22 protein-coding genes are annotated in these 21,137 nt (G+C 61.5%); 19 read left to right on the top strand and 3 right to left on the bottom strand.

The window, feature by feature from the left end; all coding sequences use genetic code 11:
- The first annotated feature begins 17 nt into the window (after positions 1–17).
- From PHS32_RS02070 to PHS32_RS02015, 12 genes are all read left to right on the top strand, one after another.
- Positions 18–596 carry a DUF3305 domain-containing protein gene (locus tag PHS32_RS02070; protein ID WP_301077104.1) on the top strand — a complete coding sequence of 193 codons (579 nt, stop codon included), beginning with the start codon at positions 18–20 and terminating at the stop codon, positions 594–596.
- Positions 589–1,161, top strand: a complete 573-nt coding sequence (locus PHS32_RS02065) for a DUF3306 domain-containing protein (RefSeq protein ID WP_301077103.1) — start codon at positions 589–591, stop codon at positions 1,159–1,161. Before PHS32_RS02070 ends, PHS32_RS02065 begins: the two co-directional genes overlap by 8 nt.
- Entirely contained in the window at positions 1,158–3,284 is a 2,127-nt protein-coding gene (locus PHS32_RS02060; protein WP_301077102.1) for a 4Fe-4S binding protein, read from the top strand. Before PHS32_RS02065 ends, PHS32_RS02060 begins: the two co-directional genes overlap by 4 nt.
- 2 nt (positions 3,285–3,286) lie before the next feature.
- Positions 3,287–3,910: a molecular chaperone TorD family protein gene (locus tag PHS32_RS02055; RefSeq protein ID WP_301077101.1), complete on the top strand. Its 624-nt coding sequence runs from the start codon at positions 3,287–3,289 to the stop codon at positions 3,908–3,910.
- A 184-nt stretch (positions 3,911–4,094) separates the two neighbouring features.
- Positions 4,095–4,295: a formate dehydrogenase gene (locus PHS32_RS02050; RefSeq protein WP_301077100.1), complete on the top strand. Its 201-nt coding sequence runs from the start codon at positions 4,095–4,097 to the stop codon at positions 4,293–4,295.
- A gap of 33 nt (positions 4,296–4,328) precedes the next feature.
- The gene (locus PHS32_RS02045) at positions 4,329–7,289 is read left to right on the top strand and encodes a formate dehydrogenase subunit alpha (RefSeq protein ID WP_301077099.1); all 2,961 of its coding nucleotides are present in this window, start codon (positions 4,329–4,331) and stop codon (positions 7,287–7,289) included.
- A gap of 70 nt (positions 7,290–7,359) precedes the next feature.
- Positions 7,360–7,992, top strand: coding sequence for a formate dehydrogenase FDH3 subunit beta (gene fdh3B, locus PHS32_RS02040; protein ID WP_301077098.1), 633 nt, complete (start codon positions 7,360–7,362; stop codon positions 7,990–7,992).
- Positions 7,989–8,210 (top strand): hypothetical protein, encoded by a 222-nt coding sequence (locus PHS32_RS02035; protein ID WP_301077097.1) that lies wholly within the window; start codon positions 7,989–7,991, stop codon positions 8,208–8,210. Before fdh3B ends, PHS32_RS02035 begins: the two co-directional genes overlap by 4 nt.
- A gap of 13 nt (positions 8,211–8,223) precedes the next feature.
- The gene (locus PHS32_RS02030) at positions 8,224–9,393 is read left to right on the top strand and encodes a formate dehydrogenase subunit gamma (protein ID WP_301077096.1); all 1,170 of its coding nucleotides are present in this window, start codon (positions 8,224–8,226) and stop codon (positions 9,391–9,393) included.
- A gap of 9 nt (positions 9,394–9,402) precedes the next feature.
- Positions 9,403–9,747, top strand: a complete 345-nt coding sequence (locus tag PHS32_RS02025) for a hypothetical protein (RefSeq protein WP_301077095.1) — start codon at positions 9,403–9,405, stop codon at positions 9,745–9,747.
- Complete coding sequence (fdhD, locus tag PHS32_RS02020; protein ID WP_301077250.1) at positions 9,744–10,586, top strand: formate dehydrogenase accessory sulfurtransferase FdhD; 843 nt, start codon at positions 9,744–9,746, stop codon at positions 10,584–10,586. Before PHS32_RS02025 ends, fdhD begins: the two co-directional genes overlap by 4 nt.
- A 62-nt stretch (positions 10,587–10,648) precedes the next feature.
- On the top strand, positions 10,649–11,098 hold the full coding sequence (locus tag PHS32_RS02015; protein WP_301077094.1) for a hypothetical protein: 450 nt from the start codon (positions 10,649–10,651) through the stop codon (positions 11,096–11,098).
- On the opposite strand, the gene PHS32_RS02010 is transcribed toward PHS32_RS02015, so the two are convergent.
- A complete protein-coding gene (locus PHS32_RS02010) occupies positions 11,095–11,265 on the bottom strand; it encodes a hypothetical protein (protein ID WP_301077093.1) in 171 nt (56 codons plus the stop codon). The genes PHS32_RS02015 and PHS32_RS02010 overlap by 4 nt on opposite strands.
- Positions 11,266–11,414: 149 nt before the next feature.
- Between PHS32_RS02010 and PHS32_RS02005 the strand changes: the two genes are divergently transcribed.
- The 6 genes from PHS32_RS02005 to PHS32_RS01980 all read left to right on the top strand — a co-directional run bounded on the left by PHS32_RS02005 (position 11,415) and on the right by PHS32_RS01980 (position 19,156).
- On the top strand, positions 11,415–12,095 hold the full coding sequence (locus PHS32_RS02005) for a response regulator transcription factor (RefSeq protein WP_301077249.1): 681 nt from the start codon (positions 11,415–11,417) through the stop codon (positions 12,093–12,095).
- Entirely contained in the window at positions 12,088–13,500 is a 1,413-nt protein-coding gene (locus PHS32_RS02000) for a HAMP domain-containing sensor histidine kinase (protein WP_301077092.1), read from the top strand. The genes PHS32_RS02005 and PHS32_RS02000 overlap by 8 nt, the downstream gene beginning before the upstream one ends.
- A gap of 331 nt (positions 13,501–13,831) precedes the next feature.
- Positions 13,832–15,229, top strand: coding sequence for a cytochrome C (locus PHS32_RS01995; protein WP_301077091.1), 1,398 nt, complete (start codon positions 13,832–13,834; stop codon positions 15,227–15,229).
- A gap of 3 nt (positions 15,230–15,232) precedes the next feature.
- A complete protein-coding gene (locus PHS32_RS01990; RefSeq protein WP_301077090.1) occupies positions 15,233–15,952 on the top strand; it encodes a c-type cytochrome in 720 nt (239 codons plus the stop codon).
- Positions 15,953–16,018: 66 nt separating this feature from the next.
- Positions 16,019–16,585, top strand: a complete 567-nt coding sequence (locus PHS32_RS01985) for a YceI family protein (protein ID WP_301077089.1) — start codon at positions 16,019–16,021, stop codon at positions 16,583–16,585.
- A gap of 51 nt (positions 16,586–16,636) precedes the next feature.
- Entirely contained in the window at positions 16,637–19,156 is a 2,520-nt protein-coding gene (locus PHS32_RS01980; protein ID WP_301077088.1) for an FtsX-like permease family protein, read from the top strand.
- Between the two features lie 31 nt (positions 19,157–19,187).
- Here the strand turns inward: PHS32_RS01980 and PHS32_RS01975 are convergent, their stop codons facing one another.
- Positions 19,188–19,844 carry a Smr/MutS family protein gene (locus PHS32_RS01975; protein WP_301077087.1) on the bottom strand — a complete coding sequence of 219 codons (657 nt, stop codon included), beginning with the start codon at positions 19,842–19,844 and terminating at the stop codon, positions 19,188–19,190.
- The gene (gene radC / locus PHS32_RS01970; RefSeq protein ID WP_301077086.1) at positions 19,841–20,545 is read right to left on the bottom strand and encodes a DNA repair protein RadC; all 705 of its coding nucleotides are present in this window, start codon (positions 20,543–20,545) and stop codon (positions 19,841–19,843) included. The genes PHS32_RS01975 and radC overlap by 4 nt, the downstream gene beginning before the upstream one ends.
- Before the next feature lie 43 nt (positions 20,546–20,588).
- Here radC and ispH point away from each other — a divergent pair.
- A partial coding sequence (ispH, locus tag PHS32_RS01965) for a 4-hydroxy-3-methylbut-2-enyl diphosphate reductase (RefSeq protein WP_301077085.1) occupies positions 20,589–21,137 on the top strand: 549 nt, incomplete at its 3' end.

The following is a 21,137-nucleotide window of genomic DNA, read 5'->3' as shown; positions in this document are numbered from 1 at the left end:
TTACATTGCGGGTTGCCATGAACACACCACGCCCTGAATTGAAAGTTGCCGTCGTCATGCGCCGTGAGCGCATTGAAGGCCCCATGAGCCGCTGGCAGAGCTGGCGCTGGGTGTTGGCGGACGTGGTGCCGCACGAGGAAGGCTTTGGCAGCGCGGCGCGCCTGCTCTACAAAAACGATAACGAAGAACGCTGGCTGCATCCGGGTTACGTGGTGGAGCTGTTCAAGGACGATGTCGAAGGCTACTACCTGAACGTCAGCACACCGGCGCCCTGCTGGTTTGTTTTGTGGCGCATCGAGGAAACCGCCAGCCTGGCCGAGGAACCGCTGGCCAAACCCGAAGTGGTGAGTCTGAGCTACGTTGACGCCGGCCGCTGGCTGGACGCGCAGGAAACCGTGGAGCAGGTTGCGGCCCCGGCGGAGGTGGTCGCGTGGTTAAGGGCTTTTGTCGATCAGCATCAGGTCAGCGAGCCGAGGCGGCGCAAGCGGCCCGAGAGCTTTAAACCCTTGGCCGATCGCTTTGGCAACCCCGCTTCCATCAGCACCGGGCCGAAGCCAGGTGGCGGTGCATCGGGTACCGGAGGCGCCCATGGCTGAGGGTTTTCTGGGCCGCTGGTCGCAACGCAAGCAGGCCGCCCGCGCCGGCCAGACGTTGCAAGAACCTCAGAGCCAGCCGGTCATCCAGCAGCCGGCGACCGGGCCGGCGCCTGAAGCGACTGTGGATCCCGACTTGCGCCAGGACGTTAGCCCACCCCAGCCACCACCACCGCTGACGCTGGCAGATGCCCAGGTGCTGACGCCGGAGTCCGATTTTGCCCCCTTCGTGGCGCGTGATGTCACCCCGGAAGTGCGCAATGCGGCCATGAAGAAGTTGTTTGCCGATCCGCACTACAACCAGATGGACCGGATGGACGTCTATGTTGACGATTATTCGCAAGCCGATCCTCTGCCGGAGTCGATGTTGCGGCAAATGGTCAGCGCCAAGTTTCTGCACTTGTTCGGGGACGAGGAAGAGGGTGCCGACAAAGGCGTGGCCAGCGCCGGGGCATCGGGTGACGCCAAGCGCGCCAACCTTGATTTCGTGGCACAGTCGACGCCGCCGGCGCAAGCCGGCACGGATGACTCGACAGAGAACTTGCCGCCAGAGCGGCACCCAACATGACCACACTGATTTGCGATTGCAACCGAACCATGCCGCTGGACCCCAGGAGCCTGGGTGCGGCATTGAATGAAAAGCTGACCCTTCATTCCTCATTGTGCCGTCGCGAGGCGCCGGCGTTTGTCCAGGCCCTGCAAACAGGCGACGACCTGGTGCTTGCCTGCACCCAGGAGAAGCGGCTGTTTGTCGAGCTGGCGCAGCAAGCCTGCGGCGCCCAGCGCGCTGCCTCCGGCTACGCCCCCCTGCGTTTCGTCAATATCCGGGAGACCGCTGGCTGGAGCAAGGATGCGGCCAGCGCCAGCCCCAAAATCGCGGCCCTGCTGGCAGCCGCCCAGCTGCCGGAACCGGAGCCGGTCGCCACCGTGACTTACCAGAGTGCCGGACGGCTGCTCATCATTGGCGAGTTGGGTGCGGCCGAGCGCGCGGCCGAACTGCTGGGCGATGAGCTGTCCATCACTTTGTTCACGCAGGGCGCGGGCGACCTGGGCGCCATGCAGGAGCATCGCTACCCGGTGCTGGGTGGCCAGATCCAAGCGCTTAGCGGCTGGCTGGGCGCCTTCGAGCTCAAGTGGCTGCGCAACAACCCGATCGATCTGGACCTGTGCACGCGCTGCAATGCCTGCCTGGCGGCTTGCCCTGAGGATGCCATCGGGCTCGATTATCAAATCGACCTGGGTGCCTGCAAGGCGCACCGCGCCTGCGTCAGCGCCTGCCAGGTGGCCGGTGCGATTGATTTCCAGCGTGCGCCGCAAGCCTTGAGCGAAAAATTCGACCTGGTTCTTGATCTGCGCGCCACGCCGGCTTTTACCCAGCACGCTTTGCCGCAAGGCTATTTGCGCTGGGACGGCCGCGACGCGAAGCCGTTGCTGCAGTTGCGCACGCTGGTCGGCGAATTTGAAAAACCCAGGTTTTTTGCCTACAAGCAGAACCTCTGTGCCCACAGCCGCAACCAGAAAACTGGTTGCCATGCCTGCATCGACATCTGCTCGGCCTCGGCCATAGCCAGCGACAGTCAGCGTCAGCAAATCAAGGTCAATCCGAGTCTGTGCATCGGTTGCGGTACCTGCACCACGGTTTGCCCCAGCGGCGCCTTGAGCTATGCCTATCCACGGGCCAGCCAGCAGGGCGTCAAGCTCAAGACCTTGCTAGGCACTTATGCGCGCGGCGGCGGCAAGAACGCGGCCTTGCTGTTGCACAGCCAGATGGGCGGTGAGCGGCTATTGGGTGATCTGGGCCGTGCGGCGCAACTCGACGGCGCCACCCATGGCGGAACTTACCAGGGCACGCAAGGCGTGCCGGCCCGGGTCTTGCCAGTGGCCCTTTGGCACACCTCGTCGCTGGGGCTGGAAGTCTGGCTGACCGCCATTGCCTATGGTGCCTCGCAGGTCTGGCTGTTGCTGACCGATGAGGAGGCGCCGCAATACCATGAGGCGCTGCGCAGCCAGATGGCGCTGGCGCAGGCGATTCTGAGCGGGCTGGGCTATCAGGGTGAGCATTTCCGTCTGCTGCACGCCAGGGATGCGCGCGATCTGGCAGCGCTGGACGCCGATTTGCGGGCCGCCCCGGCCCAGTGCGTCAGCCACAGCGCCAGCTTTGCGGTGCAGTCCGATAAACGCGCCACGCTGGAACTGGCACTGGACCATTTGATCGCGCACTCGCCGCTGAAACCGGAACTGATAGCGCTGCCCGCCGCTGGCTCCCCCTTGGGTGGCCTGACCCTCGACAAGGAGGCTTGCACCCTGTGTTTAAGCTGCGTCAGCGCCTGTCCGGTGGCGGCCTTGCAGGACAATGCCCAGTCGCCGCAGCTCAGATTCATCGAGAAGAACTGTGTCCAGTGCGGCCTGTGCGTCCAGACCTGTCCGGAGAAAGCGCTGGCGCTGCTGCCGCGCCTGAATCTGCGCCCTGAGCGCAAGCAGCCGGTGCTGCTTAACGAGATGCAGCCCTATGCCTGCGTGCGTTGCAACAAACCGTTCGGCACGCTCAAGGCGATCGAGGCCATGCTGGGCAAATTGAGCGGCCACAGCATGTTCCAGGGGGCCGCGCTGGAACGCCTGAAAATGTGCGCCGACTGTCGCGTGATCGATATTTATTCGGCGCCGGACGAATCCAAGATAACCGACTTTTGACCATGCTGCCCGTACCCTCTTTAGCGCCGTCCAGTGCGCTCGACGAAGAAACCGCCCGCTCCGAGCTTTACGGGCTGCTGGCTCTTTTGTACTATGCGCCGCCGACCGCCGCGTTGCTGGCGCAATTGCGGGTGGCCGTGACCGAGGCGCCAGCGGCTGGCGCTTTTCTGGAGGAGCCTTGGCGGGCTCTGGTGGGCCTGGCCCGCGAGCTGCCGGCAGAGGCCATTCAAAGTGAATACGATGCCTTGTTTGGCGGTATCGGAAAACCCGAAATTTACCTCTACGGTTCCCATTTTCTGAGCGGTTTCCTGAACGAAAAGCCACTCGCCAGGCTGCGTGCCGACCTGGACCAGCTCGGTCTGGCGCGCGATCAGAAGATGTCCGAGACCGAGGACCACATCGCCTACCTGTGTGAAGTCATGCGCTACCTGATCGCCGGTGACGACGTTGCCGTCGCCAACCTGACGCGCCAGCGCGAGTTCTTTGCGGTCCATCTGCAGCCCTGGGTGATGCGCTTGTGCGACGCGCTTGAGCAGCACCCGAAGGCTTGTTTTTATGCCGCGCTGGCCCAACTCACCCGCGCTTTTATGGGCGTTGAAGCCCAGGGTTTTGACATGTTGACTTAGAATGCGCGCCGGCAATTGGGGTGGCCTGAATTGATTTTCGGGGTTGCCTGCCGGACCCTGTTTACACCGGTGCAATCCCGGGTTTACCCTAGGTCGATAAATCCCTGTTTTCGTTGTGATGTGGCGCTGTTCTACCTACACTATGAACTCGATTGCATAAGCGCTAAATAAGTTGGAGAACTACATGCCTAACAGCCAGCCCAAGGCTTCGCGCCGGGGATTTTTTCTATCGGCATCCGTCGCCGGTGCCACGCTGGCTTCGGCCGGCTGGTTAAAGATGCAAACGCCGGTGGAGCCGCCATTGCCAAAACCGGCCCCTGAAAAAGGTGGCGGCTACTCCCTGAGCGATCACGTCAAGCAGTACTACAAGACGACGCTCGTCTGATTCCCCGCCATCACACCGTTGTTGGAGACTTTCATGTTGTTAACCAAGAAGTCGGGCACCGCTGGCTCAGTGGCCCATTCCCCTTTTTCGCACAGTTTGCGCCGTGGTTTGTCGCAAGCCTTGCCGACCATGGACCGGCGCGCCTTTCTGCGACGCTCTGGCCTGGGTGTTGGCGTCGGCATTGCGGCTTCGCAACTGACGCTGGTGAAAAAGGCTAACGCCGCACCGGGCAGCGTGGCGCTGGGTGACGGCAAGATCGAGATCAGGCGCACCGTTTGCACCCATTGTTCGGTCGGTTGCGCCGTTGATGCGGTGGTGGAGAACGGCGTCTGGGTGCGCCAGGAGCCGGTGTTTGATTCCCCGATCAACCTCGGTTCCCATTGCGCCAAGGGTGCCGCCCTGCGCGAGCACGGGCACGGCGAGTTCCGGCTGCGCTACCCGATGAAACTGGTCAACGGCAAGTATCAGCGCATCAGTTGGGACACCGCGTTGACCGAAATCAGCGCCAGGCTGATGGACTTGCGCAAGGCCAGTGGTCCGGACTCCATTTACTGGGTCGGCTCCAGCAAGCACAACAACGAGCAGGCCTACCTGCTGCGCAAATTCGTCAGCCTTTGGGGCAGCAACAACTGCGACCACCAGGCCCGCATCTGCCACTCCACCACCGTGGCCGGCGTCGCCAATACCTGGGGTTATGGCGCCATGACCAATTCGTACAACGACATGCAGAACAGCAAGTGTGCGCTGTACATCGGCTCGAACGCCGCCGAGGCGCATCCGGTGAGCCTGCTGCACATGTTGCACGCCAAGGAGGGCGGCACCAAGATGATTGTGGTGGACCCGCGCTTTACCCGTACCGCGGCCAAGGCCGACGAGTATGTGCGGATTCGCTCGGGTTCCGATATTCCGTTCCTGTTCGGTGTGCTGTACCACGTCTTCAAGAATGGTTGGGAAGACAAGAAGTACATCAATGACCGTGTCTATGGCATGGAGAAGGTCAAGGAAGAGGTGCTGGCCAAGTGGACGCCGGACAAGGTCGAAGAAGCCTGCGGTGTCGCGGAGGCGCAGGTGTTGCGCGTCGCCACCTTGATGAGCGAGAACCGGCCCAGCACCCTGGTCTGGTGCATGGGACAAACCCAGCACACCATTGGCAATGCCATGGTGCGGGCTTCCTGCATCCTGCAACTGGCGCTGGGCAATGTCGGCAAGTCCGGTGGCGGTACCAATATCTTCCGCGGCCACGACAACGTGCAGGGTGCCACCGATGTCGGTCCGAACCCTGACTCGCTGCCCGGTTACTTCGGCATCGTGGAAGGCTCCTGGAAGCATTTTGCCAAGGTCTGGGGGGTCGATTTCGAATGGATCAAAGGCCGCTTTTCGTCACCCGCCATGATGAGCAAGCCCGGCATTACGGTGTCGCGCTGGATCGATGGTGTGCTGGAGAAAAACGAGTTGATCGACCAGGATTCCAATCTGCGCGGCGGCTTCTACTGGGGCCACTCACCCAATTCCCAGACCCGGGGACTGGAGATGAAGCGCGCCATGGACAAGCTCGATTTGCTGGTGGTGGTTGACCCCTATCCATCGGCCACGGCGGCCATGGCGGCAATGCCCGGCAAGCCGGAGGACCTCAACCCGAACCGCGCGGTGTATCTGTTGCCGGCCGCCACCCAGTTCGAAACCAGCGGCTCGGTAACGGCCTCCAACCGTTCCCTGCAATGGCGTGAGAAAGTGATAGAGCCGCTGTGGGAAAGCCGCACCGACCACATGATCATGCAGCAGTTTGCCGACAAGCTGGGCTTTGGCAAGGAGTTGTCCAAGAACTACAAGATGCAGAAAGTCAAGGGCCTGGATGAGCCGGTGCCGGAGGACATTCTGCGCGAGATCAACGCCTCGATGTGGACCATTGGCTATACCGGCCAAAGCCCGGAACGGCTGAAGGCGCACATGCGCAACATGCATCTGTTTGACGTCAAGACGCTCCGGGCCAAAGGCGGTACCGACAAGCAGACCGGCTATGACTTCACCGGCGATTACTTCGGTCTGCCCTGGCCTTGCTACGGCAAGCCGGAACTCAAGCACCCGGGCTCGCCCAATCTGTACGACACCTCCAAGCACGTGATGGACGGCGGCGGCAACTTCCGCGCCAATTTCGGGGTCGAGCGCGAAGGCGTCAATCTGCTGGCCGAGGACGGTTCGCATTCCCTGGGTGCCGACATCACCACCGGCTACCCCGAGTTCGATCATGTGCTGCTGAAGAAACTGGGCTGGTGGGACGACCTCACGGAAGCCGAGAAGAAGGCGGCGGAAGGCAAGAACTGGAAGACCGATCTGTCGGGCGGCATCCAGCGCGTGGTCCTGAAAGTACATGGCTGCCATCCCTTTGGCAATGCCAAGGCGCGCGCCGTGGTGTGGAACTTCCCGGACGCCATTCCGCAGCACCGGGAGCCTTTGTACGGTATCCGGCCCGACCTGGTGGCCAAGTACCCGACGCATGACGACAAGAAAGCGTTCTGGCGTTTGCCGACACTGTACAAGACGGTCCAGCAAAAGAACATCGCCGACAAGGTGCACGAGAAGTTCCCCTTCATCATGACCTCGGGTCGCCTGGTCGAGTACGAAGGCGGCGGCGAGGAAACCCGCTCCAATCCGTGGCTGGCCGAGTTGCAGCAGGAGATGTTCATCGAGATCAACCCCAAGGTGGCGGCGGCCAAAGGCATTCGCAATGGCGAGCGGGCCTGGGTCTCCACCCCTACCGGCGCTCGCCTGAATGTCCAGGCGATGGTGACGGAACGGGTCGGAGCAGACACCGTGTTCATGCCGTTTCACTTCTCGGGGCGCTGGCAGGGCGTTGACATGCTGGCTTATTACCCCAATGGTGCGGCGCCCATCGTGCGCGGCGAGGCCATCAATACCGCGACCACTTACGGTTATGACTCCGTGACCATGATGCAAGAGACCAAGACGACCGTTTGCAACGTCGAAAAAGCATGAAACCTTGCGGGACAGACCAAGAATTGCGCAGCAATTTTGCTCTGTCCTCAACTGATTAGAGGAGAGTTGTATGGCCCGTATGAAATTTGTTTGTGACGCCGAGCGTTGCATTGAGTGCAACGGTTGCGTGACCGCTTGCAAGAACGAGCACGAGGTGCCCTGGGGTGTCAATCGGCGCCGCGTGGTCACCCTCAACGACGGTGTGCCGGGCGAGAAGTCGATCTCGGTGGCGTGCATGCATTGCAGCGATGCGCCGTGCATGGCGGTCTGCCCGGTCAACTGTTTTTACCGCACCGATGAAGGGGTGGTCTTGCACGACAAGGATGTCTGCATCGGCTGCGGCTACTGCGCTTACGCCTGTCCGTTCGGTGCACCGCAGTTTCCCTCGCAAGGCACTTTTGGCGTGCGCGGCAAGATGGACAAATGCACCTTCTGTGCCGGTGGCCCGGAGGCCAATGGCAGCCAGGCCGAGTTCGAAAAATACGGCCGCAATCGCCTGGCCGAAGGCAAATTGCCGATCTGCGCCGAAATGTGTTCCACCAAGGCCTTGATCGCCGGCGACGGCGATGTGGTGGCCGACATCTTCCGCAACCGTGTGCTCAAGCGCGGCAAGGGCGCGGAAGTGTGGGGCTGGGGCACTGCTTACGGTTCCAAACAGGCCGGGCAACCGGGCGTTGTGGCACCCGAGGGAGCCAAATCATGAAACACGCAATCTGGCTGGTGGCCTTGGCAGCGTTGCTCGGCGCTTGCGGCGAGAAGCCGCAGGCACTGGGCGCCGTGACGAAGGATGTGGCGCCTTACAACGGCACCGGCAAGGGGTTTGCCGCGGCGGGCTGGAAGCAGGGCGACAAGGTCAGTTGGGAGTCGCAGTTGAAGGCCCGCACGCAACAGGGTCAGAACGATTACGGTCGGATGAACTGAGCAGGAGGCTCGCATGAACAAAGCCTTTTCTGTTGCTCTGTTGCTGCTGCTGGCGGGCTCTGGCGTGCTGGCGCAAAGCAAGGCGCCTGGACCCAATCCACCGCTGGTGGCGGTGGCAGCCTCGGCTGTGCCGGCCGTTCAGAGTCAAAATATTCTGGATGTGAAACCCGATGCCAGCAGTGAGCCGGGTTATGCGACGCAGACCAACGGCGAACGCTCCAAGGTGCAGCCCGGCAACAATGCGCCGATGTGGCGCCAGGTCGGCTCCGGCGTCACCGGCTACAGCAGCCTGCCCAAATCGGAGGCACCCGAGGCCGGCAACCTGATTCAGCCCTATGTGCAATACCCAGGCTCGCGTTTGACCAATGCCGGCGAGGCCTGGCGTCAGGTGCGCAACCGGATCATCCTTCCCTACGGCGGGGCCTTGCTGCTGATTGTGCTGGTGGCGATCGCACTTTTTCACTGGCGCATAGGGCCCATGAAAGTGAAAGACGAACCGACCGGACGTTTGGTCGAGCGCTTCACGCCATTGGAGCGCTCCGCGCATTGGGCCAACGCCATCGCTTTCAGTGTCCTGGCTATTTCCGGTGTGGTGATGGCCTTTGGCAAATTCTTTCTGCTGCCGGTCCTGGGCAGCACCTTGTTTGGCTGGTTGGCCTATGTTTTGAAAAACGTGCACAATTTTGCCGGGCCGCTCTTTACGGTGTCCCTGTTGATCGTGATTGCAACCTTCATGCGCGATAACCTGCCGGCCCGGGGGGACCTGAACTGGATGCTCAAAGGCGGCGGCATTTTGTCCGGCCAGGAAATCGAATCGGGTCGCTTCAATGCCGGTGAGAAAGTGACCTATTGGGGTGGCGTCTTTGTGCTCGGTCTGATCGTGGTGGCGTCCGGCTTGTTCATGGACAAGCTGCTGCCCGGTTTGGTCTACGAGCGCGCCAGCATGCAGGTGGCCCACATGGTGCATGCGGTCTCCAATATCGCGATGCTGTGCATGTTCTTGGGTCACATCTACATGGGTACGCTGGGCACCAAGGGCGCCTACGAGGGCATGAAGACCGGTTATGTGGACGAGGCCTGGGCCAGGGAGCATCATGCGCTATGGCTTGCCGACATCAAGAGCGGCAAAATACCCGCGCAGCGCTCGCAAAGCGGCGCTGCCAGCCAGCCGGTTCAAGTATGAGGAGTCTGCATGAAGATTAGTCTGAAACAAATATTGACAATGGGCAGTGTGCTCTTGTTCGGCGGCGTTGCCATGGCCAAGCTGCCTGCTCCGTCCGACCAAGCCAAGGCCAAGGCGGCCGAAGCGGCTGCCAAGACCGCCTGGAGCGGCAAAGTCGACAACTATCTGCTGTGCAAATCGCAGGACAAGGTGGCGGCCCATTTTTACAAGACCGCCAAGGCCGGCGGCAAGGAGACCAGGCCGGCTGTTGCCACCGCGCCGTGCGCCGATCCAGGGCCTTTTGTTTACGCCCCCGCCGCCGCGAGTCCGGTAACGACTCCGGCTTCCAGCGCCCCCGCGGCCAAGAAATCCTGAGCCGCTTGCCTTATCTGACCCAGGCCCGCGCGCCCCTGACGCAGGAGGTTAGCGCGGTCAACGAATTTGGCGAGCTCTCCAGCGTCTCTGTCCCGGCCGAGCGGGCTCTTACCGTCTATGTCGACAAGCGTGAGTTGGTGACACTGATGACCCTGGGTGCCGAACCGGAATTGCTGGTACTGGGTTTCCTGCGCAATCAGCGCCTGGTGCGGTCGCCGCGGGAAGTCGAATCCATCACGGTCGACTGGGACGTAGGCGCGGCCGCCGTGAAAACGCGCCGTGGCATTTCCGACCTTCGCGCACGCACCGCCAAGCGAGTTGTTACCACCGGCTGCGGCCAGGGCAGCGTGTTTGGTGACCTGATGGATGAAGTGGACCAACTGGTGCTGCCGTCGGCCACCCTGACGCAATCGCAGTTGTACGGCATTGTCAACGTCATCCGGCAGCAGGAGAGCACCTACAAATCAGCCGGTTCGGTGCATGGCTGCGCCCTGTTTCGGGCCGAGGAGATGCTGCTGTTTGTGGAAGATGTAGGGCGCCACAATGCCATCGACACGATTGCCGGCTGGATGTGGCTGCAGGACATGGAGGGCACCGACAAAGTGTTCTACACGACCGGTCGATTGACCAGCGAGATGGTGATCAAGTCGGCGCAAATGGGGGTGCCGATTGTGGTATCGCGCAGCGGCATAACCCAGATGGGCCACCAAGTGGCGCAGCGGCTGGGTTTGTGCGCGATTGGCCGGGCCACCAACAAGCGTTTTCTTTGCTACACGGGCGCAGAGCGTCTGCAACTGCAGCCGGAACTGGCTGATCGCGGCTTGCGTTCCAGCGGCTGAGTCCGGGCGCTGTCATTGCTTGGTGCGAGAATGCGGGGTCGTTTCGGTTTGAGGTTAAAAGATTGATAGTTAAATGGGTTCTTGCTGCCGGTGTCGTTGTCCTTGTTCCCTTCGTTTGGGGCACTGATAGAGTCACGCTGCAAAGCGAGCGCACGGTGTACACCGTTGAATGTGTCAATGGCGCCTGGGCAGGCAACCGCTGTAGCGGACAACTGAGCGCTGCCGCGCGCTACCGTTATCGGGCTTTGAAGAACCGTGGCGAGGTTCTGTTCTGGGTCTTGGGTTCGCCCGAACCATCCGCCAAGCTCAGCCAATGCGTGATCCAGGACGGCCGCAACTGGACCTGTCCAGCCGGTCCGGAGGCCGCAAAATCGATCACCTTGGCCCTTGTGAAAGGCCAACCCGTACACAATGTCGCGTGGCCGACCAGACCGTTTTATTCGGTTTCCAAGCTGAACTGGACGCTCCTTAAACTGGGTCTGAAACTTTCCCAGTCGGCAGACACGGCTTAGAACTTGTCCGTAAATAACTGGGGGCCGCGCAAATGAATTTTCGGGATGGAATGCGAGGCGCAAAATCCAAGCCAAGGCTGGCTGCCTTGGCTGATTTTGTAACGAAGCAGACCGCCCGAAAATCCTTTTGCCCGCAGGGTTGGGTCGAAATCGGGCGATTTGCTCACCAAATTCCTTGCATGGGCAGGCAGCCCATGCTGCGAAATGTTGGCGGGCAACTCATCCCGATTGCGTCCCAACGCGACCTCCAGTTATTTACGGACAAGTTCTTGAGAGCCGTTCACCTGAGCGTTGCTGCGTCACAGTGATCGTGAATATGCGTGTTCTGGTGATTGAGGATGAAGCCGATACGGCCCGTTATCTGTGCAAGGGCTTGCAGGAAAGCGGCTACTCGGCGGCGCACTGCGCGGATGGCCTGGAGGGCTTGCATCTTGCAAAAAATGAACCCTGGGATCTGATGATTGTTGACCGCATGCTTGCGGGCGACATGGATGGTCTGGCAATCCTCAGGACTCTGCGGGAGTCCGGCATCAAGACACCGGTGCTGATCCTGAGTGCCTTGGCCAGCCTGGATGAACGGGTGCGCGGACTGCGCGGTGGCGCGGACGACTACCTGACCAAACCCTTTGCCTTCTCGGAACTGCTGGCCCGCATCGAAGCCTTGCTGCGGCGCACCGGCGTACGCGAGGACGTTGACGAACTCCAGGTGGCCGATCTCAAAGTCAATTTGAGAAGCCGCCGCGTCGAGCGCTCGGGCCAGTCGATTGCCTTGCAGCCGAGGGAGTTTCGCCTGCTCGAATATCTGGTGCGGCATCAGGGGCAGGTAGTGACACGGACCATGCTTTTGGAGGCGGTTTGGGATTTTCATTTCGATCCCAAGACGAACGTCATCGACGTTCAAATCAGCCGGCTGCGCAACAAGATCGACAAAGGGTTCAGCCCCGCCTTGCTGCATACGGTGCGCGGCGTCGGTTACCTGGTTGGATTGCGTGACTAGGATTTTGCATTCGGTCGCTTTCCGCCTGGCCTTGATCTGTGGCCTGCTGGTGCTGGTATCCACCGGGCTGTTATCGCTGGTGTTCTACGTCGGCACCGTCGGTGCACTGAGCCGGGCTGCCGACAGCAAGATCAGCGCCGTCAGCCAGCGATTTGCCGACGATGCCGAGGGCATGGGCTTGCCATCCCTGGTCAACCGGATCGAAGAGACCTTGAACGATGGAGTGGACTCGGACACTGAGATCTGCCTGCTGGTCGACCCCGTTGGGCGCAAGCTCGCTGGCAATATTTCTGCCTGGACCGATGGGACTGTGCCGATGGACCAGGTGATCGATCATGAGGTTGTGCGGCGCGGCCGAGCGTCTGTCGGCCGCGTGCGGCTGCACCGACTGTCCAACGGGGCGCTGCTGGTGGTCGGCCGCGACATGACGGACTTGAACCAGATTGGTCGCCTGATCGGTGAGGCCATCGCGTTGGGCGGTTTGCTGGCACTGCTGCTGGCGCTTGGCGGGACGCTGCTGTTGCGGCGACAGATCGAAAGCCGGATAGGGGCGATTCGCCGTACGGCCTCGGAAATCGAAATGGGCGACCTGAGCCGGCGCATCCCCTTGTCCAGGGAAGCCGACGAATTTGACCGGCTCGGCGCGGACATCAACCGCATGCTGGACCGCATCGAGCGTCTGATGGAAGGTGTTCGTCATGTTTCCAATACCATCGCGCACAATCTGCGAACCCCCCTGGGCCGGGTTCGCGGCCACTTGCACGAGGCATTGCAAGGCAGGCCGGAGGTGCGGAACCTGACGTTGGCGGGGAACTTCGCCATCGATCAAATCGACGGCCTGATCCTTGTACTGGACAAGTCGCTTCAGATCGCCGAGGCGGAATCGGGCACACGGCGCCGACCCTTTGAGCCGGTGTCGCTGCGCGAGGTCGTTACCCGACTGCTGGAACTCTATGACGCCGCGGCAGAGCATCAAGGCGTTGCCTTGACGGCCCACATCGAGGGCGAGCCAGTCGTTCTGGGCGACCAGGATCTGCTGGCCAGCATGTTGGCGAATCTGCTCGACAACGCGCTGAACTATGCCGGTAGTCCCGCCAGGATAGAAGTCCGGGTGGTACAGGAGTCAAGCAAGATCAACTTGATTGTGCAGGACAACGGCCCTGGTATTCCGAAAGATCAGCGCTTGAAAGTGCTACAGCGCTTCTATCGCCTTGATCGCCAGAAAGAAGGCACGGGCTTGGGTCTGTCCATCGTCGCCGCTTTCACCCAACTCCACGGTGGTGAGCTCCTGCTGGAAGACGCCGAGCCGGGATTGCGCGTGCGCATCATCCTGCCACGCAGCGATGGCAAAACATTGCCAAATGGTAATGCTTTGGACAGCTTGCGGAGAGGTGCCGCTTCGTAGAATCGTTCATGTAGTCCCGGCCTCGGGCGGCAACTGGGGAGGCGACCTGAACTCGGTTCCGGAACACCTGTTCATGGCCTGAGTGGCCGTGTCGCGCACGCACAGTGACTTTCCTTGGCCGTGGCAGCCCGGTGCCTGGCATGCCGAGTCGCGCCAACATCCGGTCAAGCTTCATGTGAGGGAACGAATGCCGCTACTTTCCACGCCAAGCACGCTGCACCGCAACAAGGAAAATTCGATGCCTTTTTTCTCAAGACAAACACTGCGTAGGTTTTTGAAAGTCTCGACCCTCGCTTTGGGGTCGCTTTCGGGTCTCGCGATTTTGGCGCCAATGGAGGCACAAGCGTTGCCGGTTTTTGCCCGCCAGACCGGTCAGAACTGTGTTGCTTGCCATGCCGGTGGCCAGTTCCCTGAACTGACGCCTTATGGCCGCATGTTCAAGATGACCGGCTACACCATTGGCGCCCGGGTCATGCCATTTTCGGTCATGGGCGTACTCAATTACGCCAAGGTTGCCGATACCTCCAAGAGCGACGACCCGGCAGCCGATTTTCAAAAAAATGGGGCTGGCGTTTTTTCATCCGGCAGTCTCTTCATTGCCGGCAAGGTCACCGACAACATCGGACTGTTTTCCCAGATCACTTACGACAACTACGCCAGTCTGAACGATGACGGAAGTTTTTCCGGACACTCCCAAGCAGACAATTTTGACCTGCGCTACGCCGACCGTTTTGTCGATGGCAATCGGGATCTGATCGTCGGACTGTCGGTCAACAACAATCCTTCCGTCTCCGATCCCTGGAACACCGCGGCGGCGTGGATGCAGTATGTCCCGGCGGCGAGTCTGACCAGCCATCAGTTTTCCGATGCCAGCACGCCTTACCCGGGCTACGGCTCGGGCGGCAACATCGCCGGCATCAGCGCTTATGCGTTCTGGAACAAGACGCTCTATGCCGAACTGGGCAGCTACCGGACAGCCAATCAAGGCCTGTCCTTCATGAGTGCCGGTATCGACGATGCCAGCAAGACAAAACTGGATGGCGGCAACAATCCCTATTGGCGGTTGGCACTGACGCGCGAGTGGGGTCCGCATAACTTCATGATCGGCACCTCCGGCATGCTTGCGCATGTCTACGACACAGGGTCCGACACCTCGGATCCGGGCAATCTGGGCCATTACCGCAACAACGGCATCGATGCCCAATACGAGTACTTGCTGGATCCGCATACCGTCACCGCCCAGTTGGCCTACATGCGTCAGGTGCAGACCTACTCGGCTAATGCACTGGCCGGCGCCACGGCCGCCGCCACTTACGTCCAGGCCGATGGCGTGACGCCGGTGGACGCTGCCAATGCTTCGGATACGACCAACGTTTTCCGGGCCAAGCTGTCGTATGTCTACCAGGCCAAATACGGTGGCGCTCTGGCTTTCTTCAACAAGACCGGTACCAGCAACACGCTCAATCAGACATCCGGTTTCGATCCCGCCGGCTGCGCTGGCGCGGTCTGCAACGCCTCGTCGACCCGCGTCACCGGCAATCTGGCGGGCAACCCGGCCACCAGCGGCATCACTTACGAAGCATTCTGGATACCCAAGCAGAATGTCCGGATTGGCGCCCAGTACACGGCTTACAGCAAGTTCAATGGTGCCAGCGACAACTATGACGGCTTCGGGCGCAATGCCAGCGACAACAACACCTTGTTCGGCTACATCTGGTTTGCCTACTAAATCATGACCTCCCTACACACACTGTCCCGCTCCAACAGCGACGCGCCCCTGATCACCAACCCGGTTAAGGGGAGAGTAAAGATGAACGGTATTGCATGGCTGCCAATGCTGGCAATGCTGGCCGCCTTGAGCGCTTGTTCCAATTTGGAGCGCTCACGCGATCTGGCCAATCCGGATGTGCCGCCGGCCGTCACCGCCATGCAGGTCTGCTCGATCTGCCATGGTGTCGACGGCAATTCGGTTTCACCCAACTTCCCGCGCCTGGCCGGTCAAACCCCCGGCTACATCGTTGCCCAGTTGGAAATCTTCAGAAGTCACCAACGTGCCGATCCGGCCGGCTTCGAATACATGTGGGGCATCAGCCACCACCTTTCAGATAATCAGATCAACGGGCTGGCGGAATACTTCGCCAGACAGGTGCCCAAACCCAACGCCCCGGTCGATCCGCAACAAATGGCCGCAGGCAAGGTGATTTTCGAGAACGGCGTGCCGGACAAGCAGGCCGCTCCCTGCATGGCCTGCCACGGACCCAAGGCACAGGGCATGGCAGCCTTCCCCCGGCTGGCCAATCAGCACCAGGACTACCTGATGAAACAGCTCAACGTTTTTCAGCGAACGGATGAGCGGCCGGGCACGCCCATGACGCAAATTGCGCACTTGCTGAGCCCCCAGGAAATCCAGGCTGTAGCCGGCTACTTGCAGGCCTTTCCCGGTGAACAATGATGCCAGGGCCGCGCCGTCAGCGACGCTGCTCGACCACTGCACAGGCACCTGCCCACGGAGATTCTCATGAATAAATGTCTTGCCATTTCGATGGTGTTGAGCAGCCTGGCCGGCTCGGCTTTTGCGGCCGACACCTATACGATAGATCCGGCCTATTCGCCGGCGCATTTCGACATTGCACGCGTAGGCTTCTCCTCGCAGAGGGGCAGCTTCAACAAGACGCACGGCAAAGTCACGCTGGATCTGGCCAACAAAACGGGCAGTGTTGATTTCACCATCCTGACAGGGTCCATCGACATGGGGTCGGCGGCCTGGACCAGCCATTTGTCCGACCCAGGCTTGTTCAACGTCAAGAAGTTTCCGACCATGAACTTCAAATCGGACAAGCTCATCTTCGAGGGCGACAAAGTGGTTGCCGCAGACGGCTTGTTCACCATGCTGGGCGTCAGCAAGCCGCTCAGGATCACGGTGAACGGTTTTCAGTGTGGGGTCAGCCCGGTTGACCAGAGGAAACTGTGTTCCGGCAATATATCCGCCAACCTGAAACGATCGGATTTCGGCTTGACCAAATACATCCCCGTGGTCAGTGACGAAGTCAGCATCAACGTTCCGGTGGACGCCTACAAGAACTGAGTTCCGCTGCCAGGCGCTGCGGCGTCGCCTCCGGTAGGTTATGGTAGCGCCATGAATATTACTTTTTGGCGCTTGGGCGCTCGCTCCCTGTGGCGCGATTTGCGCGCCGGCGAACTGCGTTTGCTGATTGTGGCGGTGACCTTGGCGGTGACGGCCTTGACCGCGGTTGGCTTCTTTGCCGATCGCTTCAAAAATGGATTGCAGCGCGACGCCAGGCAGTTGCTGGGTGGCGACGCGGTGATTTCCAGCAGCAATCCGACACCGATCGAATTCGCTGCCCAGGCGCGCGCCCTGGGGCTGGATGTGGTCCAGACGCTGGGCTTTCCGACCATGGGACGGGCCGCTGATGCCAAAGGCAGTGCCAGCAAATTGGTGGCGTTGAAGGTGGTCGAGCCGGGTTACCCTTTGCGCGGCAGCCTGAGCGTGACAAGTCAGCCCGGCGCGCCTGAGCGCTTGACGCGCGGCATCCCGGCGCCGGGTGAAGTCTGGATCGATGCGCCACTGCTCGATGCCCTGGCGCTGCAGATGGGGGACCAACTGCTGCTGGGCGAGACCCGTCTGCGGATTGCAAAAATCATTGTGAACGAACCGGACCGGGGTGCTGGCTTCATGAGTTTTGCGCCGCGTGTCATGATCAATCAGGCCGACGTCGAGGCCAGCAAACTGATCCAGCCCGCCAGCCGTATCAATTACCGTCTGGCGGTGGCCGGTGAAGACCAGGCGGTGGCCGCTTTTGTGGCCTGGGCGCAGGACCAGGTCAGGCGTCTTCGTGTGCGCGCGGTGCGTGTCGAATCGCTGGAAGGAGGGCGTCCGGAAATGGGGCAGACGCTGGATCGGGCGGAAAAGTTTCTTAACCTGATCGCCTTGCTGGCCGCACTCTTGAGCGCAGTGGCGGTGGCCTTGGCGGCACGCGGCTTTGCCGCCAAACACCTGGATGACTGCGCCATGTTGCGCGTGTTGGGCTTGAGCCAGCGCAGCATGGCGTCGGCCTATGCTTTCGAGTTCATCCTGATCGGTTTGCTCTCCAGCGGCTTGGGCGTGCTCCTGGGCTATGCGCTGCATTATGTGTTTGTGATCCTGCTGGCGGGTTTGCTGGCGGTGGCGCTGCCTGCTGCCGGCGCCTGGCCGGTGGTCTTTGGCATGGGCATGGGACTGACCTTGCTGCTGGCGTTTGGCCTGCCGCCGGTGCTGCAATTGGCACAGGTGCCGCCGCTGCGGGTAATCCGCCGCGATGTGGGCAACCTTAAGCCGGCGTCCCTGGGTGTCCTGGGTCTGGGGGTGGCCGGCTTTGCTGCTTTGCTGCTGGCCGCCAGTAGCGACCTGAAGCTGGGGCTGATCGCGGTGGGCGGCTTTGCCGCGGCCGCGCTGCTGTTCGCGACCCTGAGCTGGCTGGCCGTCAAGCTGCTGCGCTGGAGCGTCAACGACAGCACTGCCGCACGCTGGCTGATACTGGCGACGCGCCAGATATCGGCGCGTCCGGCGTTTGCGGTGCTGCAGGTCAGTGCCCTGGCGGTCGGTTTGCTGGCGCTCATTCTGCTGGTGCTGCTGCGTACCGACCTGATCAGCAGTTGGCGCAAAGCCACGCCGCCCGACGCACCGAACCGCTTTGTCATCAATGTCATGCCGGAGCAAGGGGAGGCTTTCAAGCTGGCCCTGCGCAATGCCGGGGTCAGCAAGTTTGACTGGTACCCGATGATGCGGGGCCGGCTGATTGCGATCAACGGCAAGGCAGTGACGCCCGACGACTACGCCGACGAGCGCGCCAAGCACCTGGTGGACCGCGAGTTCAATCTCTCCAACAGCGCCACCCAACCGTCGCAGAACCAGTTGGTGGCCGGCCGCTGGACCGAAAACGAGCAGGGCGCCATCAGTGTCGAGGAGGGCATTGCCAAAACCCTCGGGCTGAAGCTCGGCGACAGTCTGAGCTTTGATGTTGGCGGCACACAGACGGTGTCAAGAATAAGCTCCCTGCGCAAGGTCGACTGGGGTTCGATGCGGGCCAATTTCTTTGTCATGTACCCAGTAAGCAATCTGCCCAATGTGCCCACCACTTACATGAGTGCGTTCAAGGCGCCGCCCAGTGCCGGCTTTGACAATGCCTTGGTGCGCAGCTTTCCCAATATCACCAGCGTCGACATGACCAGCACCATTGCCCAGGTGCAGCGCGTGCTGGACCAGGTCATTGCTGCCGTCGAGTTTTTGTTTGGCTTTACCCTGGCAGCCGGTTTGGTGGTCTTGTTTGCGGCTGTCACGGCAACCCGTGACGAGCGCGCCAGGGAGTTCGCCATCATGCGCGCCATCGGTGCCAAGAGCACCTTGCTGCGCCAGGTGCAGCGCGCCGAGTTGTTGGGGGTAGGTTTGCTGGCCGGATTTCTGGCTTCCATAGTCGCCACGGCGGTCGGCTGGGCGCTGGCCCGGTATGTGTTCGACTTCGAGTGGGTGGTCTCGCTGTGGGTGCCGCTGCTGGGTTCCGTCAGCGGCGCCCTACTGGCGCTGGGGGCGGGCTGGTGGGGTTTGCGCGAAGTGTTGCGCCGCCCGGTGATGGAGACACTGCGGCGCGCGGCGTCGTAGCCGCATAACCCTGCTGCATCCTTGCTCGGATTCAGCTCTTCACCGGCGCCAGCAACACCAGCAGTGCACCCGCGCCGCCATCGGCCGGTTTGGCCTGCACAAAGGCCAGCACTTCCTGTTTTTGCACCAGCCAACTGTGCACGCGGCTTTTGAGCACCGGGGCCTTGCCGGGCGAGCCCAGGCCTTTGCCGTGCACCACGCGCACACAGCGAATGCCCTGCTTGTGCGCTTCCCGAATGAAAAAGCTCAAATGTTCCCGGGCCTCGTCGCGGCGCAGGCCGTGCAGGTCGATTTGACGCTGGATGGTCCAGTCACCGCGGCGCAGTTTGCGTGTCACATCGGTGCCGATGCCGGGGCGGCGAAAGCTCAACAGATCGTCGGCGTCAAGCAGCGTGCTGACGTCAAATTCATCACTGATGGCTTCCCTCAGAACGGCTTTTTCATCGCGCCGGTATTGCATTGCCTGCGGTTCCGTGGGCTGTATTTTCAGTAGCGCGTGACTTTTTTTGGGCAACGGCTGCACCGCGCCGGCGGCCTGGATAAAGAGATTTTTCTCCGCCGCAGCCTGTTGTTCGGCGCGCAAGGCCTGTGCCGCCTGCTGCTCCCGCAGCAGGGCTTGCGCCTCGATCTCGCGCTTGACCCGCTTGAGCTCGGCCAGACCGCCAAGCTTGACTGGTCTGCTGCTCACAGCAAACCCCGCTGGGCCATCGACAGCGCCTCACCGGGCGCCACGATCACATGATCGAGCACCCGCACATCAATCAGCGCCAGCGCCGTCTTGAGGGTTTGCGTCAAGGCTTCGTCGGCGCGCGACGGTTGTACCGTGCCGCTCGGGTGGTTGTGCGCCAGCACCACCGCCGCGGCCTGGTGGTGTAGGGCGCGCAGCACCACCTCGCGCGGGTAGACGCTGGTCTGCGTGAGCGTGCCGCGAAACAATTCCTCCATCGCCAGCAAGCGGTTTTGCACATCCAGAAAAAGCACCGCAAACACTTCATGCGCCTTGGCTGCGAGCTGCAGTTGCAGGTAGTGTTTGACCGTGTCGGGCGTGGCAAAGACGGCGCGCTCCCTGAGTTGCTGGGCCAGGGCGCGGCGCGACAGTTCCAGCACCGCCACCAGTTCGGCGCGTTTGGCCGGCCCCAGGCCCTTGACGCGCTGGAGGTCGTCGGCGCTGGCGTGCAGCAGGCCGGCGATGCCATCGAAGCCGTCGTTGTCGTCATGGCTGGAGGTTTTGAGATGCAGCAGCTCATGCGCCATTTGCAGCACGCCCTTGCCCTTGATGCCGGTGCGCAGCAGCAAGGCCAGCAGTTCGGCGTCGCTCAGGGCGCCGGGTCCGCGCGAGAGCAGCTTTTCGCGCGGCCGGGCGTCAAGAGGGAGGTCTTTCAAGGGCATGGGGTCTTTTAGAATGAGGCTTCAGTTTATCCGGGACTTCTCAATGCCATCCACTGCCAGTTCCACTTCACTCCAGGAAATCCTGCTGGCCGAGCCACGCGGGTTTTGCGCCGGGGTTGACCGGGCCATCGAAATTGTCGAGCGCGCGCTGCAGAAGTTTGGCGCGCCGATTTATGTGCGCCACGAAATTGTGCACAACACCTATGTGGTGAACGACCTCAAGGCCAAGGGCGCCGTCTTCATTGAATCACTGAACGATGTACCGCCCGGCGCCACGCTGATTTTTTCGGCCCACGGTGTCAGCCGCGCGGTGCAGGCGGAGGCTGCGGCGCGCGGTTTCCGGGTCTTTGATGCCACCTGCCCCCTGGTGACCAAGGTCCACGTGGAAGTAGCCAAGCTGCACAAGGAGGGCTTTGAATTCATCATGATTGGCCACAAGGGACATCCCGAAGTGGAGGGCACCATGGGCCAGTTGGAGAGCGGCATCCACTTGGTGGAAGAAGTGGCCGACGTGGCGCGCCTGCTGCCGGCCCAGACTGCCAGGCTGGCGGTGGTCACGCAAACCACGCTCAGCGTGGACGACGCGGCCGAG

The organism is Rhodoferax sp., from assembly GCF_028714215.1.
Lineage (GTDB): Bacteria > Pseudomonadota > Gammaproteobacteria > Burkholderiales > Burkholderiaceae_C > Rhodoferax.
The sequence above is the reverse complement of the archived record's forward strand: the minus strand, read 5'-3'. Positions and strand labels throughout refer to the sequence as shown.